This window comes from Streptomyces sp. NPDC016469 (assembly GCF_040632905.1).
Classification (GTDB): Bacteria; Actinomycetota; Actinomycetes; order Streptomycetales; family Streptomycetaceae; genus Streptomyces.
Map to the genome: position 1 here is coordinate 19,590 of NZ_JBEYCQ010000040.1, position 15,829 is coordinate 35,418.

The following is a 15,829-nucleotide window of genomic DNA, read 5'->3' on the forward strand; positions in this document are numbered from 1 at the left end:
GCAGGATGGGCCGGTGACCCCGCTTCCCGGCCTCCGGCCCTACCGCCCCGAAGACAGCGCCGCCCTCTCGGACATCTGCATACGCACCGCCGCGGGCGGCGGCGACGCCCGGGACATCTACCCGGACCACGAACTGGTGCCGTCCATCTTCGCCACGCCCTACGCCGAGCTGGAACCGGACCTCGCCTTCGTCGTCGACGACGGCACCGGCCGCGCGGTCGGCTACATCCTCGGCACCGCCGACACCCCCCGCTTCGTGAAGGAGTACCGCGAGCGCTGGCTGCCCCGGGTCGCGGACCGCTTCCCGCTGCCCGAGGGCCCGCCGCGGAGCCCCGCAGACGAGATGGCCGCCCTCCTGCACGACCCGGAGCGCATGGTCCTGCCCGAACTCGCCGGCCACCCCGCCCACCTGCACATCGACCTGCTGCCCGACTGGCAGCGCAAGGGCTACGGGAAGGGGCTCATGAACACCTTCCTCGCGGCCCTGAACGCCAAGGGCGTCGAGGGCGTCCATCTGTCCATGCTCACCTCCAACACGCCGGCCAGGGCCTTCTACGACCGGCTCGGCTTCACCGAGATACACGTCCCCGACCCCGGCCCCGTCACCTACCTCGTACGCTCCACGCGGGCGGATCTGTAGGAGCCGCCCCTCCGGCGGGTGCGGCCCGCGATTGCTGGGCAGGTACTGGTCGACCGCCGTCGCCGGGCGGCGGAATCCGGCTGGGAGGCGTGTGACGTGAACGAGCGGACCGTGTGGCAATTCACCGACGACCGGGGGCAGTTGTCGGCAACCGGGGAGCGCCCGCAACGGGTGCTCGCCTACATCCAGGCCGGCGCGACCCTGTGGGACCACGGGATACGACCGGCCGGGCTCTTCGGCTCCGGCCACGACGACCCGGCCGCGCCCGACCCCGCGAAGACCGGGTCGCTCCCCCTGGACGCAATCGCGTACGCCGGTGCCGGGGCCACCCTGGACGCGGACGCCTTACTGAGCTGCGCACCGGACCTCGTCGTCGCCGTCAGCTACGGCGGCGGCCAGGTCTACGGCCTCGACCCGGAGACCGCCAAGCACCTGGAGGGACACGTCCCGGTCGTCGTCATCGACGTCGGCCAGGCGCGCACCCTCGCCGAGATCGGCGACCGGTTCGCGGAGCTGGCCCGCTCGCTCGGCGCCGAGGAGCCGGACTCGGCGACCCGGGAACTGGACGCCGCGCGGGACCGGCTGCGCGCCCTCACCGAGGGCCCCGGCCGGGTGAGGGTCCTCGCGCTCTCCCCGGCGGGCCAGGACCGGGCGCACCTGGCCCGCCCCCGCATGTGGCCCGAACTCCGGGTCCTCGCGGACCTCGGCGTCGACCTGATCGAACCCGCCGAGGGCCCGGGGGCCAACTGGTCCACGACCGGCTGGACCGAGGCCGCCGCACTGCGCCCCGGCATCGTCCTCGCCGACATCCGGGCCAACGCGACCCCGCTCGCCGAGCTGCGCGACAACGCCGAGTGGACGACCCTCGCCGCGACCGCCCGCGTGGTCCCGTGGAACCCGGAACCGGTGTGCAGCGCCCACGCCCACGCCCGGTTCCTGGAGCTGGTGGCCGACGCGCTGGACACGTAGGGCCGCCGCCCGGACAGGCCGGGCCGGGGTCGTACGGTGGGCCGGACGCCCCGTCACACCCCCGCCGCACCCCGGGAGATCCCGCCCCCATGCCCGACCGCCCCGACTTCCTGGTCATCGGTGAATGCGTCGCCGACATCGTCCGCGTCCCGGACGCCCCCGACCGGATCCACCCCGGGGGCAGCCCGGCCAACCTGGCGTACGGTCTGGCCAGGCTCGGCCACGACGCGACGCTGCTCACCCAGCTGGGCCGGGACGACAACGGGCGGCTGATCCGCGCACACCTCACCGGGGCGGGGGTCGAGGTGCTGACGGACGGCGCCCCCGGCGCCACCCCGTCGGCCGTCGTCACCCTGGACGGTGAGGGCCGTGCCTCGTACGCGTTCGACATCGCCTGGACGCTCGGACAGGTCGCCCTCGACCGGCAGCCCCGGCACGTCCACACCGGGTCGATCGCGGCGGTGACCGAACCCGGGGCGGCCACGGTGCTCGCCGCCGTCGAGTCGCTGCGGACGGCCGCCACCGTCAGCTACGACCCCAATGTGCGCCCGGCGCTGATGGGCGACCACGGCACCGCCGTACGCAGGGTCGAGCGGTGCGTGGGTCTCAGCGACGTCGTCAAGGCCAGCGACGAGGACCTGGACTGGCTGTACCCCGGCCAGGACCCGGCCGAGGCCGCCCGGCGCTGGCTCACGTCCGGCCCCGCACTCGTCCTTGTCACCCGGGGTGGCGACGGCGCCACGGCAGTCCTGCCGGGCGGCCAGATGGACATCGGCGCGCTCCCCGCCGACGTGGTCGACACGGTGGGCGCCGGGGACGCCTTCATGTCCGGCACCCTGCACGCGCTCGCCGCCCACGGCCTGCTCGGCGCGTCCGGCCGGGAGCGGCTGCGCGCCCCGGAGCGGGGCACGGTGAGCGACGTACTGCGTCACGCGGCGGCCTCGGCGGCCGTAACGGTCGCCCGGGCCGGGGCGAACCCGCCGGACGAGGAGGAGTTGCGCGGGGCGCTCGGGCTCGGCTGACATCCGGCCCCGCCCGCACCCTCGACGGCGTCCGGTGCGTTCCTTCCTCAGAGGGACCGACGACGCAGTGGAGGGCCGGGGCATGGCGCGGGACGCGAGGACGGTGACCGTGGTGACGGGGCTGGGGGTGGTCACCCCCGTGGGCGACGACGAGCGGGCCTTCTGGACCGGGCTGTGCGCGGGGCGGTCCACGGCCCGGCACTGCGGGGAACTCGCCGGGCTGCCCGCCGACTTCGCCTGCCGGGCCGACCGGACCGACCTGGACGAGGCCATCGGGGGCCGCGCCGGCTGGCGGATGGCGCGGTTCGCGAAGATGGCCCTGGTCGCCGCGCGCCGGGCCGTCGCCGATGCCGGGCTGCGCCCGGACCGCTGGGACGGCGCCCGGGTGGGCGTCGTGCTCGGCGTCGGCGTCGGTGGGGTCTCCGCCCTCGTGGACAACGTCCGCCGGTTCGACGACGGCGGCGCGCAGGCCGTCTCCCCGCTCCTCGCGCCGATGATGATGCCCAACGCGGCGGCCGGCGAGATCGCCATCGACCTGGGCGCCCAGGGCCCCAGCCTGGCCCCGGCCACCGCCTGCGCCTCGGGCGCCACCGCCCTCGCCACCGCGCACGACCTCCTGGCCACCGGCCGGTGCGACCTCGTCGTCGCGGGCGGCGCGGAATCCGTCCTGACGCCCCTCGTGGCCGCGGCCTTCGCCCAGTTGGGCGCGCTGTCCACGCGCACCGGGGACCCGGCCGCCGCGTCCCGCCCCTTCGCACCCGACCGCGACGGCTTTGTCCTGGGCGAGGGCGCCGGCGTGCTCGTCCTGGAGCGCGGCGCGCACGCGGCGGCCCGGGGCGCCCGCGTACGGGCCGTGCTCGCCGGGACCGGAGCCGCCACGGACGCCCACCACCCCACCGCGCCCGACCCCGGTGGCCACGGCGCCCGGCGCGCCGTCGAGGCCGCCCTGGACGCGGCGGGCTGGGCCGCCCACGAGGTCGGGCACGTCAACGCGCACGGCACGTCCACACCGCTGAACGACGCGATGGAGGCCGAGCTGATCGCCGGCCTCTTCCCGCACCGGCCCCCGGTCACCGCCCCGAAGGGGGTCCTCGGGCACACGCTCGCCGCCGCCGGCGCGATCGAGGCCGCCGCCACCGTGCTCACCCTCGAACACGGGGTCGTCCCACCGGTCGCCAACCTGGACGCCCCGCCCGCCGAGTGGGACATCGACTGCGTCACCAAGGAGCCGCGCCGCCTGCGCGTCGAGCGGGCCGTCAGCCACTCCTTCGGCTTCGGCGGGCACAACGTCGCCCTCTGCTTCGAACGGTTTCGCCCCTCCGGACGGTGAACATCTGCACGAGCCCGGTGTCCTGACCGTACGCCGGTCGTTCAGCCTTGTATGACCACCATGCTCACCGGCGTCGATCCCCTCGTACGCCCGCTCACCTCCGTACTCCTCGGCGCCGACGCCCGCCGCGAGCACGGCTTCTGGCGGCGCCTCGTCGCCACCGAACCGTTCAGGCTGCCCCCGGGGCCGGGGGCCGGCGGCACCCCGGACGAACGGCTCGCCCGCGCGTACGCCCGACTGCGCACCCTCAACAACGCCCTGGACAGCGCCGCCCGCCCGGCCTCCGACTTCCGGGCGCTGGCGGCCCTGCACGAGTGGCTGGCCCCGGTCGACCCGGCGCTCGCCACCATCGCGGGCATCCACTACAACCTCTTCCTCGGCAGCCTCCTGGACCACATCGCCGACAGCCCCCGCGACCTGTCGGAGTTCCTGACGCTGCGGCGTACCGGAACATTCCTGTGTACGGAGGTGGCGCACGGCAACGACGCGGCGGCCGTCGAGACGACCGCCGCCTACGACCCCGTACGCGACGGGTTCGTGCTGCACACCCCGCACTGCGGGGCGCAGAAGTTCATGCCCAACACCGGGCAGCCCGGCGGCCCCAAGTCGGGGCTCGTCGCCGCGCGGCTGCTGGCCGGCGGGGCGGACCGGGGGGTGTTCCTGCTGCTGGTGCCGCTCACCGACGCCGACGGACCGCTGCCCGGCGTACGTGTGCGCAGACTCCCGGCGCGCATGGGCAGCCCCGTCGACCACAGCCTGACCTCGTTCGACCACGTCTTCGTGGGGCGCGAGGCGCTGCTGACGGGCCCGCAGGGCCGGATCGACGGCGACGGGGAGTTCCGCAGTGCCATCGAGGGCCGCAGGCGCCGCTTCCTCGCCTCCATCGCCCGCGTCGTCACCGGCAGGATCTCCATGAGCGCCAGCGCCGTCGGCTCGGCGCGCGCCACGCTGGCCGTCGCAGTGCGGTACGGGGGCCACCGCCACGTCTCCGCCGGGCGCGGGGCGCGGCTGCCGGTGCTCGCGTACCGCACCCACCACGGGCCGCTCGCCGAAGCCATGGCCACGGTCTTCGCCATGAGCCTGCTGCACCGCCGCGTCCTGGACCGCTGGGAGGCGGCCGAGGCGGGACCCGAGGCCGGACGGGAGGCGGCCGAGCGGCTGGTGGACATCGCCAAGGGCTGGATCACCTGGCAGGCCAGGGCCGTGATCGTGGAGTCCCGGGAGCGCTGCGGCGCCCAGGGCCTTCTGGAGAACAACGGGATGGCCGCGCTCGTCACCGGCGTCGAGGGCGCCATCACCGCCGAGGGCGACAACCTCGCCGTCCACGCCAGGGCCGCCGCCGCCCTGCTCGCCGACCGCCCCCCGTACGAGCCCGCCGCCCCGGCCCACGGCGACCTCACCGACCTCCGGTTCCTGGTCCGGCTGCTGGGGCGCGCCGAGGAGCTGTGGTTCGCGCGCGCCGGGGCCCGGGCTGCCCGGACGGCGCACGGCGATCCGCTGGGCCGGTGGAACGCGGCGGCGGGGCCCGCGCTGCGCGGGGTCGAGGCGCACGCCTGCCGACAGGCGGCCGAGGCGTACGCGGAGGCGGTCGAGGCGCTGCCCCCCGGGGCGGACCGGGACCGGCTCGGCGAACTGGCCCGGCTCTTCGCCCTGGGCCGGGTCGCGCGCGACAGCGGGGACCTGCTCGCGGCCGGCCACCTGAGCGCCGGTCAGGCGGAGGCGCTGACGGACCACACGGAACGGCTCATCGGCGCGGTGGCCCCCCACCTCCCGGAACTCGCCGACTCCTTCGCCTTCCCCGACGAGATGCTCGCCGACTGGCCGATCACGGGCGCCGGTTACGCCGACGCGTACGACGATCCGGAGGCCCACTGGCACCCGGGGACGGGGCGATGAGGGGCACCCGGGCGCGCCGTGCGGCGCGGGCCGTACAAGGGCTCGGGGCGGGCGCCGTCCTCCTTGCCTACTGGACGACCGTCGCCCTGTTCGCGCGGTGGCCCGGGACGTCCCGGCCGGGCGTTGGTGAATCGGTTCGCCGCAAGGCGTAACCGGAGCGGCGCTGCTCAGTTGTTCCGGCGTCGGGCCGTGCGCGCCGGCGCCGGACACCCGACCCGGATGGCATGAGGAAAGGAAGACCATGAGCACGATCCACCCCCGCATCACCGACGTACTCAGCAGTACCTTCAGGGTGCCCGTGGCCGAGATCCTTCCGGATTCCACGATGGACAGCCTGGACATGGACTCCCTCGCGGCCGCCGAGTTCGCCGTCGTCCTCCGGGAGACCACCGGGGTCGAGCTGGACACCGGCATCCTGACCCGGGGGACCACCCTCGCCGAGCTCACGGAGCACCTCCACGCGGCGGCGGGCGTCGCCCGATGAGGACACCGGCCATCGCCGTCACCGGCCTCGGCATGATCACCCCGGTCGGCAACGACACCGAGTCCACCTGGGACGGGGTGTGTGCCGCGGTGAGCCCGGCCCGCACCGTTCCCGCGCTCGCCGGGTGCGCGATCGACTTCGCCTGTGTGGTCGACGGAATCGACCTGGACGCCGAGATCGGCCGCCGCACGGCCTTCCGGATGGGCCGGTACGTCAAGTTCGCGGTCCTGGCCGCCCGGGAGGCCGTCGCCGACGCCGGGCTCGACCCGGCCGGCTGGGACGGCAGCCGCGTCGCGGTCGTCGTCGGCACCAGCAGCGGGGGCTCCGCGCACCTCACCGACCAGGCGCTGGTGCTGGAGCGGAGGGGGCCGGAGGCGACCTCGCCGGCCGGGGTCCTGCTGACCATCCCCAACATGCCGGCCGCCGAGATCGCGATCGAGATGCGGGCCACCGGCCCCAGCATGGCCCCCTGCACGGCCTGTTCGTCCGGCGTCACCGCGCTGTCCGTCGCCCGCGACCTGCTGGTGACCGGGCAGTGCGACGTCGCCATCGCGGGGGCGACCGAGTCGACCGTCTTCCCCATCGCCATGACCGGCTTCGCCCGGTCCGGGGCCGCCGCCCGGGCGGACGGCGACCTGTCCCGGCTCAGCCGGCCCTTCGCCGCCGACCGCGCCGGACTCGTCATGGGCGAGGGGGCCGCCGTGATGGTGCTGGAACGCGCCGCCGACGCGGAGGCCAGGGGCGCCGAACCCCGGGCCCTGCTCGCCGGCACCGGCGCCACCACGGACGCCCACCACCCCACCAGCCCGCACCCCGACGGGCGGGTCGCCCGGGCCGCCGCCGAGGCCGCCCTGCGCGACGCGGGCTGGCGGGCCGACGAGGTGGAGCACGTCAACGCGCACGGCACCGCGACCGTACGCAACGACGCCGCCGAGGCCGCGCTGATCAGCCGGGTGTACCCGCACCGGCCGCCCGTCACCGCCCCGAAGGGCGTGCTCGGGCACTGCATGGGCGCGGCCGGGGCGATCGAGGCGGGGCTGACGATCCTCACCCTCCAGCGCGGGGTCGTCCCGCCGGTGGCCAATCTGGACGCCCCCGCGCCCGGGTTCGACATCGACTGCGTCACCAAGGTGCCGCTGGTGCGGCCCGTCCACCGGGCCGTCAGCCACTCCTTCGGCTTCGGCGGGCACAACGCGGTGGTGGCCCTCCAACGTCCGTGAGCGGCCCTTTCCGGACGGGCACGGGCGCCGCTGAGCCGCGCGGACCCGCGTGGTAGCGTGCCCAGGCCAGTCGAACTCCACGTAGGGGTCAGGGAATCCGGTGCGAATCCGGAACTGACGCGCAGCGGTGAGGGGGACGGGCGGGGCCACGGCCACTGGGAGACCACCGTCTCCCGGGAAGGCGTCCCGCCCGAGCGAACCCGAGTCCGAAGACCTGCTGGCGACCGCCGTCCGGGACCGGACGGCGGGTTCCGTACAGCGGGCCCCGCGCATGGGCCCAGAGACGCCGAGGTACCCCGTGCCGCCGATATCCGGCCCCGCCCGTTCCGCCGCCCTGCTCACCGCCGCGCTCCTGCTGCTGACGGCCTGCGGAGGAAGCCCGCCCGACGCGGCCGGGGACAAGGGCACGGCGGACGGCTATCCGGTCACCCTCAAGAACTGCGGGCGCACCGTCACCGTGCCGGCCGCGCCCCGCCGCGCGGTCTCCGTCGACCAGGGCACCACGGAGATCCTGCTCTCGCTCGGACTCCAGGACCGGATCGCCGCCACCGCCACCTGGACCGACCCGGTGATGAAGGGCCTGGAGAAGGCCAACGCCGGCGTGAAGCGGATCGCCGACAACCGGCCCTCCTCCGAGAAGGTCCTCGACCAGGAGCCCGACTTCGTCGCCGCCGACTTCGAGTCGACCCTCGCCAAGGGCGGCGTCGCCCCGCGCGAACAGTTCGAGCAGCTGGGCGTCCCCACCTACGTCTCGCCCGCCGACTGCACGGCCAAGGACAACACCAGGGACGGCGACGGCGTCCGCACCGGGGCCCTCACCATGGACAGCGTCTACGGCGAAGTGCGCGACCTGGCCCGGGTGTTCGGCGTGCCCGAGCGCGGCGAGAAGCTGGTCGCGCGGCTCCGCACCCGTATCCGCGAGGCGGCCGAGGGCATCGACGGATCCGGCACCTCCGTCCTGTACTGGTTCGCCAACTCCGAGTCCCCCTACCTGGCGGGCTGCTGCGGGGCGCCGGGCATCATCACCCGGGAGCTCGGCCTGAAGAACGCCTTCGACGACACACACGACGAGTGGCCCCGGATCAACTGGGAGACCGTCGCCGACCGCAACCCGGACGTGCTGGTCATCGGCGACCTCACCCGCAAGTCGCAGACCGCCGAGAGCGCCGCCGGGAAAATCGCCTTCCTGGAGTCCAACCCCGTCACGAAGAAGATGGACGCCGTACGCCACAAGCGCTACGTCCTGCTCAGCGGCCAGGCGATGAACCCGACCATCCGCACGGTCGAGGGCGTGGAGCTGGTGGCCGCCGGGCTGCGCGAGTTCGGGCTCGCGGGGTGACGGCCACCGACCCGCTGACCGCCCCGCGCGAGAAGGCGCCGGAAGCCGCCGTGCCCGCCCGCCCCCGCCCGCGCCGCCTGCGCGGCGGCCTCCTGTGGACCGGCGGCCTTCTGCTGCTCGTCCTGTCCGTCGCGGTCGCCGTCACCATCGGACCGGCCCGGATCTCCGTCGTGGACGTCTGGTCCGCCGTCGCCGCCCACCTCGGCATCGGCGAGGCCCGGCTCAGCCCGATCCGCGACGGCATCATCTGGAACCTGCGCATGCCGCGTACCCTGCTCGCCGCCGTCTGCGGGGCCGGCCTCGCGGTCTGCGGGACCGTCATGCAGTCCTTGCTGCGCAACCCGCTCGCCGACCCGTTCGTCCTCGGCGTCTCCTCCGGGGCGTCCACCGGCGCGGTCCTGGTCGTCGTGCTCGGCGTCGGCGGGGGAGCGGTGTCGCTGCCGGCCGGGGCGTTCATCGGGGCGCTCTGCTCGTTCGCGCTGGTGATGCTCCTCAGCCACACCCTGGGCGGCTCCACCGACCGGGTCGTGCTGTCCGGGGTCGCCGCGATGCAGCTGTTCTCGGCGCTGACCTCGTTCGTCGTCATGACGGCCGCCGACGCCGAGCAGACCCGGGGGGTGCTGTTCTGGCTCCTCGGCTCGCTCGGCGGGGTCGGCTGGACCGATGTGTGGATCTGTTCCGCCGTTCTCGCCGTCAGCCTGCTGGTCTGCCTCGGCCACTCCCGTACGCTCGACGCCTTCGCCTTCGGGCAGGACGCGGCCGCCGCCCTCGGGGTGAACGTCGCACGCGTCCGGACCGTCCTGCTCTGCACGACCGCGCTGCTGACCGCCGCGCTCGTCAGCTCGGCCGGGGCCATCGGCTTCGTCGGGCTGGTCCTGCCGCACGCCGCCCGCGCCCTCACCGGCTCGGGCCACCGCAGGCTGCTGCCGGTCACCGCGCTCGCCGGAGCCGTCTTCCTGGTCTGGGTCGACACGCTCGCCCGGACCGTCCTCGACCCGCAGGAGGTCCCGGTGGGCGTCGTCACCGCACTCATCGGCGTGCCCGCCTTCGTCGCCGTCCTCTACCGCACCGGGCGGCCCGCATGACCCGGACGACGGCGGAGGGCCTACGGGCCGACGGAGTCAGCCGCGAGGCCGGCGGCCGCCTCCTCCTGGACGGCGTGACGCTCGCCCCGGAGCCCGGCACCACCGTGGGCCTGATCGGCCCCAACGGCTCCGGCAAGTCCACGCTGCTGCGCATCCTCGCCGGGGTACTCGCCCCGCACGCGGGCGTCGTCACGCTGGACGGCGGATCCCTGACGGCCGTCGGCCGCCGCGCCGTGGCCCGGCGCGTCGCCGTCGTCGACCAGCACGCAGTCACCCAGGACGAGCTGCGCGTCCTGGACGTCGTACGCCTGGGCCGTATCCCGCACCGGCGCGCCTGGTCGGCGCCGACGGATGCGGACGCGGCGGCGGTGGACGAGGCGCTGGAACGCACCGGTCTGACCGGCCGGCGCGACCAGTCCTGGCACACGCTCTCCGGCGGGGAGCGCCAGCGCGTCCAGATCGCCCGCGCGCTCGCCCAGCAACCGCGCGAACTCCTGCTGGACGAACCGACCAACCATCTGGACATCCAGCACCAGCTGGACCTGCTCTCCCTGGTCGCCTCGCTCCCGCTGACCGCCGTCGTCGCCCTGCACGACCTCAACCTGGCCGCCATGTTCTGCGACCAAATCGTGGTGCTCAGCGGCGGACGGGCGGTCGCGGGCGGGCCCCCCGGACAGGTCATCACCGAGCAGCTGATCGAGGACGTCTACCGGGTGCGGTCCGTCGTGACACCGGACGGCCCGCAGGGGCGGCCCTCGGTGCGCTTCCTGCCCTGACGGGCCCGGGCGCGCGAGAGGGCGGACCCGTCGGGCGGGTCCGCCCCTCGCCTGTCGTGCGGTACGGCCGGCATGCCGGCGAGGGGTCAGCGGTGGCGTCCTCGGCCGAGGTCGCCACCGGTGTCCTTGCCGCCCATGTCCTTGCCGCCCTTGGTGGTTCCGTCCGCGTAGTCGATCTGCTCCTTGCGCAGTTCGGCGGAGACCTCCTTCTGTTCCGTCACCCTCTCGGTTTCCATCCGGACGCGCTCCACCGGGACGGTCTCCTTGCGCATCGTGGCGCGTTCCGCGTGCAGGGTGACCTCCACGTCCTGCTCCGCCAGATCGCCCGCGCGCGCGGCCGTCCTGTCGCCCGGCTGCAGCGGCTCACGGACCACCCGTACCTCCTCGTGCGAGACCGGCACGCTCCGCGTGACGTTCTCGGTGACGACGTACTTGTGGAGGCGGGCCCTGCCGCTCTCGTACTCCTCGGTGCCGATGTGCAGCTGCTCCTCGGAGCGGATCATCTCCTCCTTGCCGCCCAGGTCGGCCCCGGACCGCTGCGCACCCGCGCCGGCCCCGGCCAGCGGACGCCCCGCGCCCGTGCCCGCGGTGTCGGTGTCCCGGTGCCTGCCGGTGCCGCCCGCCTGCGTGCGGTCCGTGCCGGCCGCACCCGCGGCCCCGGCTCCCGCCCCGGCCGCCGCGCCGGTGCCGGCCGCGCCCATGGTGCCTGTGCCGGCGGTGGTCGGTGCGCCGGTGCCGGAGCGGTTGCCGAGATTGCCCCTGGTGTTCCTGGTCAGGCCGTAGTGCCGGTACAGCTCCTCCTCCTCGGACACGGACAGATGTGCGTCCGCGTCCACCCGGGGGGCTTCCTTGACCTGGTCCTTGCCGTGGGAGATGTGCAGGTCGGAGCCCACTCGACGGGCTCCGGCGAGAGGCACGAAACTCTCCTTCATGCCGAACAGGCCGGTCTTCACCGTGATCCAGTCCGGGCGGCCGGTGCTGTCGTCGACATACACGCGGCCCACGTTGCCGATCTTCTCGCCCTCGGTGTCGTACACCGTCAGGCCGTCGAGCTCTCCGGAATCCGTGAAACCGTCAGCGGCTCCCATATCCGAATCCTCCTCGCCCGGGCGCGTCCTGTGGGTGGGTCCAGCAGAGAAGGCGCGTCCGGATTCCATCGCGCCTCACCCGGATGGACGCTGCAACCGCCCGGCCACCGGGCGCGGCGCGCTCCATCCGCCTCGAACCGGCGCAGCGCCCGTGTCACGCGGTTGCGCGGCTCTCGGACCCGTTACGCCATCCGGGTGAACAGCCGGGTGGTGCGCACCCCGGCGGGGGAGCGGGGCGGCCCCCGGACGCCCCGGCCCCGGCACATATGATCAACGGGTCCAGGCCGACCGACGTCCCACCGCGCCACCCGGGGGTGCCCATCCGTTCCGTACGCATCCGGCTCCCCCGGCAACGCGGGGAGCTGCTCGCCCGGCGCGAGGACGGCGCGGAGCTCCACCACCTCCTGTGGCGGCTGGGCCCCGGCTGGCGGGTCTGCAGCAGCGCGGTCCTGGGCGGCGGCATCGGCCCGCGCGAGTGGATCCTCAACGCGCAGGTGCCCGGCGGCTACCCCCGCATGGACCCGGACCGCCACCTCGCCGAGATCGCCGCCGATGCCCACCTCACCGGCCCCGGTGCCGGCCTCATGACCGCCGCCGACGTCACCGCGTACACCACCGCCGACGACGAGGGCGTGCACGCCACCGCCACCTGCGGTCTGGGCGTACGCGGCTGGGCCGCCGTGCCGGACGAGGGCACCGGCGGACCGCCGCGCCCCGGCACCGTCAACATCGTGGTGACGTTCCCGGTGCCGCTGTCCGACGCCGCCCTGGTCAACGCCGTCGCCACCGCCACGGAGGCCAAGGTGCAGGCGCTCCTGGACGCCGGGCTCGACTGCTCCGGCACCCCCACGGACGCCGTCTGCCTCGCCGCACCGGAACCGGGACCCGGGTCCGGCGCCGCCGAACCGTTCGCCGGGCCGCGCTCCCGCTGGGGCGCGCGACTCGCCAGAGCCGTACACGCCGCCGTGCTGGAAGGCGCGCTGCGGCAGCCCTGAGAAGCCGAAGCCGCCGCGCCCCCGGGGAGCGGCCGACGAAGGGAACACCATGACCTCAGCAGTCCCCACCGCCCCGCAGCGGCCCGTCGTCGCCGTACTCGGCACCGGGATCATGGGCGCGGCCATGGCCCGCAGCCTGCTCCGCGCCGGTCTGGAAGTCCGGGCCTGGAACCGCACGCAGGCCAAGGCCGCCCCGCTCGCCGCCGACGGCGCCACCGTCACCGGCACGGCGGAGGAGGCCGTGCGCGGCGCCCACGTCGTGCTCACCGCGCTCACCGACTCGACCGCCGTCGCCGCCGCGCTCGCCGCCGCCTCCGAGGGGCTGCACCGGGGCCAGGTGCTGCTCCAGACCTCCACGGTCGGCCCGGACGGCGCCGTCGAGCTGGCCCAGCGCGCCGCCGACCTGGGGCTGATCCACCTCGACGCCCCGGTCGTCGGCACCCGGCAGCCCGCCGAGCAGGGCGCGCTGACCGTCCTCGTCTCCGGTCCCGAGGCCGCCCGCGCGGTGGTCGAACCGGTGCTGGACGCGATCGGGCAGCGCACGGTGTGGTCCGGAGAGGAGCCGGGGGCGGCCTCCCGGCTGAAGCTCGTGGTCAACGCCTGGGTGGTCAACATGGTCGGCGGCGTCGCGGAGTGCCTGAACCTCGCCGAAGGGCTCGGCGTCGACCCGCGTACGTTCCTCGGCCTGGTCGAGGGCGGACCGCTCGACTCGGGCTACCTCCAGGCCAAGTCCGCCGCCGTGCTGGACGGGGATCTCACTCCGAGTTTCGCCCTGTCCACGGCGCTCAAGGACACCCGGCTCATCCTCGACGCGGCCGCACAGGCCGGTGTCCGGCTGGACCTGGCCGCCGCGTCGGCCGCCCGCTTCGCGCGCGCGGAGGCCGCGGGACACGGCGACGAGGACATGATCGCCACCTACTACGCGGGCCGGGCACCCGAGCGGGACGGCGGCTGACCGGACCGGGGCACCGGCTCCGGGACGACGGAGGACCGCCCCACCGGTACGGGGGAGCCCGGTGGGACGGCCGCCATCAGCGTGCCACAGGACGGTCCGCCGCAGGGGCCGACCGGCGGGTACCGGGCCGTGATTGAGTCGAAATCGACGGTACGGGAATACCCGCGCGCCACTCGTCCTTGCCGCAGCTGTGGCGCCCGGCAGCGGGGCGCCGGCGCACGAACAGGGGAGAAGGAGCTCATGCCGAAGGCGTACGTGTTCACCCGCAACGGCGGACCGGAGGTGGAGGGCTTCGCCGAACTGGAACGGCCGAAACCCGGCCCCGGTGAACTGCTCGTCGCCGTTCGCGCGGCAGGCGTCAACCCGGTCGACTGGAAGCTGCGCACCGGCTACACGAGGCCCGGTAGCGAGCCGCTGCCGTTCCCGACCGTCTTCGGCAGCGAGGCCGCCGGCACCGTCGTGGAGACCGGACCCGGGACCGAGGACTTCGCACCCGGCGACGAGGTGTTCGGCAACCCGCTGACCGGCGGGTACGCCGAGTACACCCTCATGCCGGTCGCGGTCACCGCCCACAAACCGGCGGCCCTCTCCTTCACCGACGCGGCGGTCCTGCCCGTCGCCGCCGCCACCGCCTACGACGGGGTGCGTCAGCTCGGCCTCGCCCCCGGCGCCACGCTCCTGATCACCGGGGCCGGCGGCGGCGTGGGCAGCGCCGCCGTCCAGCTCGCGCGCCACGCGGGCCTCCGGGTCCTCGGCGTCGCGGGCGAGGCCAAGAAGGACTTCGTGGAGTCCCTGGGCGCCGAGCACATCCCGTCCGGCGCCGGCCTCGCCGACCGGGTGCGGGCGGCCGCCCCCGAGGGCGTGGACGCGGTCTTCGACCTGGTCGGCGGCGACACCCTGCGCGAGGCGGCCGGCCTGGCCGGCCCGGCCGCGCTCATCAGCGCCGGCGGCAAGCCCCTGGTGACCGAGCTCGGCGGGGAACCCGTCCGGCGCGCCCGCACCGCCGCCGTCCTCGACGAGGTGGCGCGGCTGGCCGTCGAGGGGATCCTGCGCACCCACGTGACGCTGACCGTGCCCCTCGACCGGGCAGCCGAGGCGCTGCGTGCGGTGGAGGACGGCCACGCCCTGGGCAAGACCGTGATCGAGGTGTCCGCGTGAGCGCGCACCCGGTTTCGGCCCACCCCCTGGACGACCCGGTGGGCACCGCGCTGCGCGGTCCGCACGCCCACTTCGCCGAGCGCCGGGGCCGCGTGCTGCGCTACCCCTCCGAGGTCGCCCCCTGGGTCGCCCTCCCGCCGGACCCCGGGCCCGCCGACTGGGCCGACGTGGCGGCGCTCACCGGGCCGGGCGGGGGCGTGACGGTCACCGCGTTCCGGGAGCCCCCGCCCGCCGACTGGGAGATCACCTTCCACGCCGACGGCGTCCAGCTGGTGGACGCGGGGGTGGCCGCGGCGCCCCTCCCGGAAGCGGTCCGGCTTGGCCCCGCCGACGTACCGGAGATGCTCGACCTGGTCGCCCGCACCCGGCCCGGCCCCTTCGAGCCCCGGACCGTGGAGCTCGGCACCTACCTGGGAGTGCGCCGGGACGGCGTGCTCGTCGCCATGGCCGGCGAACGCATGCGCCCGCCGGGCTGGAGCGAGATCAGCGCCGTCTGCACCGACGAGTCGGTACGCGGCCAGGGGCTCGGCGGCGGACTCGTGCGTGCCGTCGCCCACGAGATCCGCCAGCGCGGCGAGATCCCGTTCCTGCACGCGGCCGCCGCCAACACCGGCGCCGTCCGGCTGTACGAGGCGCTGGGCTTCGAGCTCCGCCGACGGATCGAATTCCTGGCCGCCCTCGTCCCGCACGCGCCGACCGTCCCCGCGCCCGGCCGCCGCGCCGACGCGACGGCCGCACGCTAGGCGTGTCCGCCGGGTGCCTCCGGACCGGGAGGCACCCGCCCCGGGCGTATTCCGGGACCTTCGGCCGGGCCCATCAGGCCGTAAGCCTCGTGTGCTCCTTCCCTCGGCCCGGTCGAATGGAAGAGAACG

Annotated in this window: 15 protein-coding genes and 1 riboswitch; of the genes, 14 read left to right on the forward strand and 1 reads right to left on the reverse strand. The window is 75.4% G+C overall.

Annotated elements, in window-relative coordinates; all coding sequences use genetic code 11:
- Positions 1–13: 13 nt before the first annotated feature.
- The 10 genes from ABZ565_RS31465 (at position 14) to ABZ565_RS31510 (ending at position 10,761) form a co-directional block, all read left to right on the forward strand.
- Positions 14–640 carry a GNAT family N-acetyltransferase gene (locus tag ABZ565_RS31465; protein ID WP_361034447.1) on the forward strand — a complete coding sequence of 209 codons (627 nt, stop codon included), beginning with the start codon at positions 14–16 and terminating at the stop codon, positions 638–640.
- 96 nt (positions 641–736) lie between these two features.
- Positions 737–1,609, forward strand: a complete 873-nt coding sequence (locus tag ABZ565_RS31470; protein WP_361034450.1) for an ABC transporter substrate-binding protein — start codon at positions 737–739, stop codon at positions 1,607–1,609.
- Between the two features lie 89 nt (positions 1,610–1,698).
- Positions 1,699–2,631, forward strand: coding sequence for a carbohydrate kinase (locus ABZ565_RS31475; RefSeq protein WP_361034453.1), 933 nt, complete (start codon positions 1,699–1,701; stop codon positions 2,629–2,631).
- A gap of 82 nt (positions 2,632–2,713) precedes the next feature.
- Complete coding sequence (locus tag ABZ565_RS31480) at positions 2,714–3,961, forward strand: beta-ketoacyl-[acyl-carrier-protein] synthase family protein (protein WP_361034456.1); 1,248 nt, start codon at positions 2,714–2,716, stop codon at positions 3,959–3,961.
- A 51-nt stretch (positions 3,962–4,012) separates the two neighbouring features.
- Positions 4,013–5,857, forward strand: a complete 1,845-nt coding sequence (locus ABZ565_RS31485) for an acyl-CoA dehydrogenase (RefSeq protein ID WP_361034459.1) — start codon at positions 4,013–4,015, stop codon at positions 5,855–5,857.
- A gap of 241 nt (positions 5,858–6,098) precedes the next feature.
- Positions 6,099–6,341, forward strand: coding sequence for an acyl carrier protein (locus ABZ565_RS31490; protein WP_361034462.1), 243 nt, complete (start codon positions 6,099–6,101; stop codon positions 6,339–6,341).
- The gene (locus tag ABZ565_RS31495; protein ID WP_361034465.1) at positions 6,338–7,561 is read left to right on the forward strand and encodes a beta-ketoacyl-[acyl-carrier-protein] synthase family protein; all 1,224 of its coding nucleotides are present in this window, start codon (positions 6,338–6,340) and stop codon (positions 7,559–7,561) included. Before ABZ565_RS31490 ends, ABZ565_RS31495 begins: the two co-directional genes overlap by 4 nt.
- Before the next feature lie 50 nt (positions 7,562–7,611).
- Positions 7,612–7,798, forward strand: a riboswitch (cobalamin riboswitch).
- Between the two features lie 61 nt (positions 7,799–7,859).
- On the forward strand, positions 7,860–8,900 hold the full coding sequence (locus ABZ565_RS31500) for an ABC transporter substrate-binding protein (RefSeq protein WP_361034468.1): 1,041 nt from the start codon (positions 7,860–7,862) through the stop codon (positions 8,898–8,900).
- A 50-nt stretch (positions 8,901–8,950) separates the two neighbouring features.
- Positions 8,951–9,985 (forward strand): iron chelate uptake ABC transporter family permease subunit, encoded by a 1,035-nt coding sequence (locus tag ABZ565_RS31505; RefSeq protein WP_361034542.1) that lies wholly within the window; start codon positions 8,951–8,953, stop codon positions 9,983–9,985.
- On the forward strand, positions 9,982–10,761 hold the full coding sequence (locus tag ABZ565_RS31510; protein WP_361034471.1) for an ABC transporter ATP-binding protein: 780 nt from the start codon (positions 9,982–9,984) through the stop codon (positions 10,759–10,761). Before ABZ565_RS31505 ends, ABZ565_RS31510 begins: the two co-directional genes overlap by 4 nt.
- Before the next feature lie 86 nt (positions 10,762–10,847).
- On the opposite strand, the gene ABZ565_RS31515 is transcribed toward ABZ565_RS31510, so the two are convergent.
- On the reverse strand, positions 10,848–11,849 hold the full coding sequence (locus ABZ565_RS31515) for a PRC and DUF2382 domain-containing protein (RefSeq protein ID WP_361034474.1): 1,002 nt from the start codon (positions 11,847–11,849) through the stop codon (positions 10,848–10,850).
- A gap of 266 nt (positions 11,850–12,115) precedes the next feature.
- Here ABZ565_RS31515 and ABZ565_RS31520 point away from each other — a divergent pair, with 266 nt between their 5' ends.
- The 4 genes from ABZ565_RS31520 (at position 12,116) to ABZ565_RS31535 (ending at position 15,700) form a co-directional block, all read left to right on the forward strand.
- Positions 12,116–12,844 (forward strand): adenosylcobinamide amidohydrolase, encoded by a 729-nt coding sequence (locus tag ABZ565_RS31520; RefSeq protein WP_361034477.1) that lies wholly within the window; start codon positions 12,116–12,118, stop codon positions 12,842–12,844.
- Between the two features lie 49 nt (positions 12,845–12,893).
- Positions 12,894–13,799 carry an NAD(P)-dependent oxidoreductase gene (locus ABZ565_RS31525; RefSeq protein ID WP_361034479.1) on the forward strand — a complete coding sequence of 302 codons (906 nt, stop codon included), beginning with the start codon at positions 12,894–12,896 and terminating at the stop codon, positions 13,797–13,799.
- A gap of 240 nt (positions 13,800–14,039) precedes the next feature.
- The gene (locus ABZ565_RS31530; protein ID WP_361034481.1) at positions 14,040–14,957 is read left to right on the forward strand and encodes an NADP-dependent oxidoreductase; all 918 of its coding nucleotides are present in this window, start codon (positions 14,040–14,042) and stop codon (positions 14,955–14,957) included.
- On the forward strand, positions 14,954–15,700 hold the full coding sequence (locus ABZ565_RS31535) for a GNAT family N-acetyltransferase (RefSeq protein WP_361034484.1): 747 nt from the start codon (positions 14,954–14,956) through the stop codon (positions 15,698–15,700). The genes ABZ565_RS31530 and ABZ565_RS31535 overlap by 4 nt, the downstream gene beginning before the upstream one ends.
- The last annotated feature ends 129 nt before the right edge of the window (positions 15,701–15,829 follow it).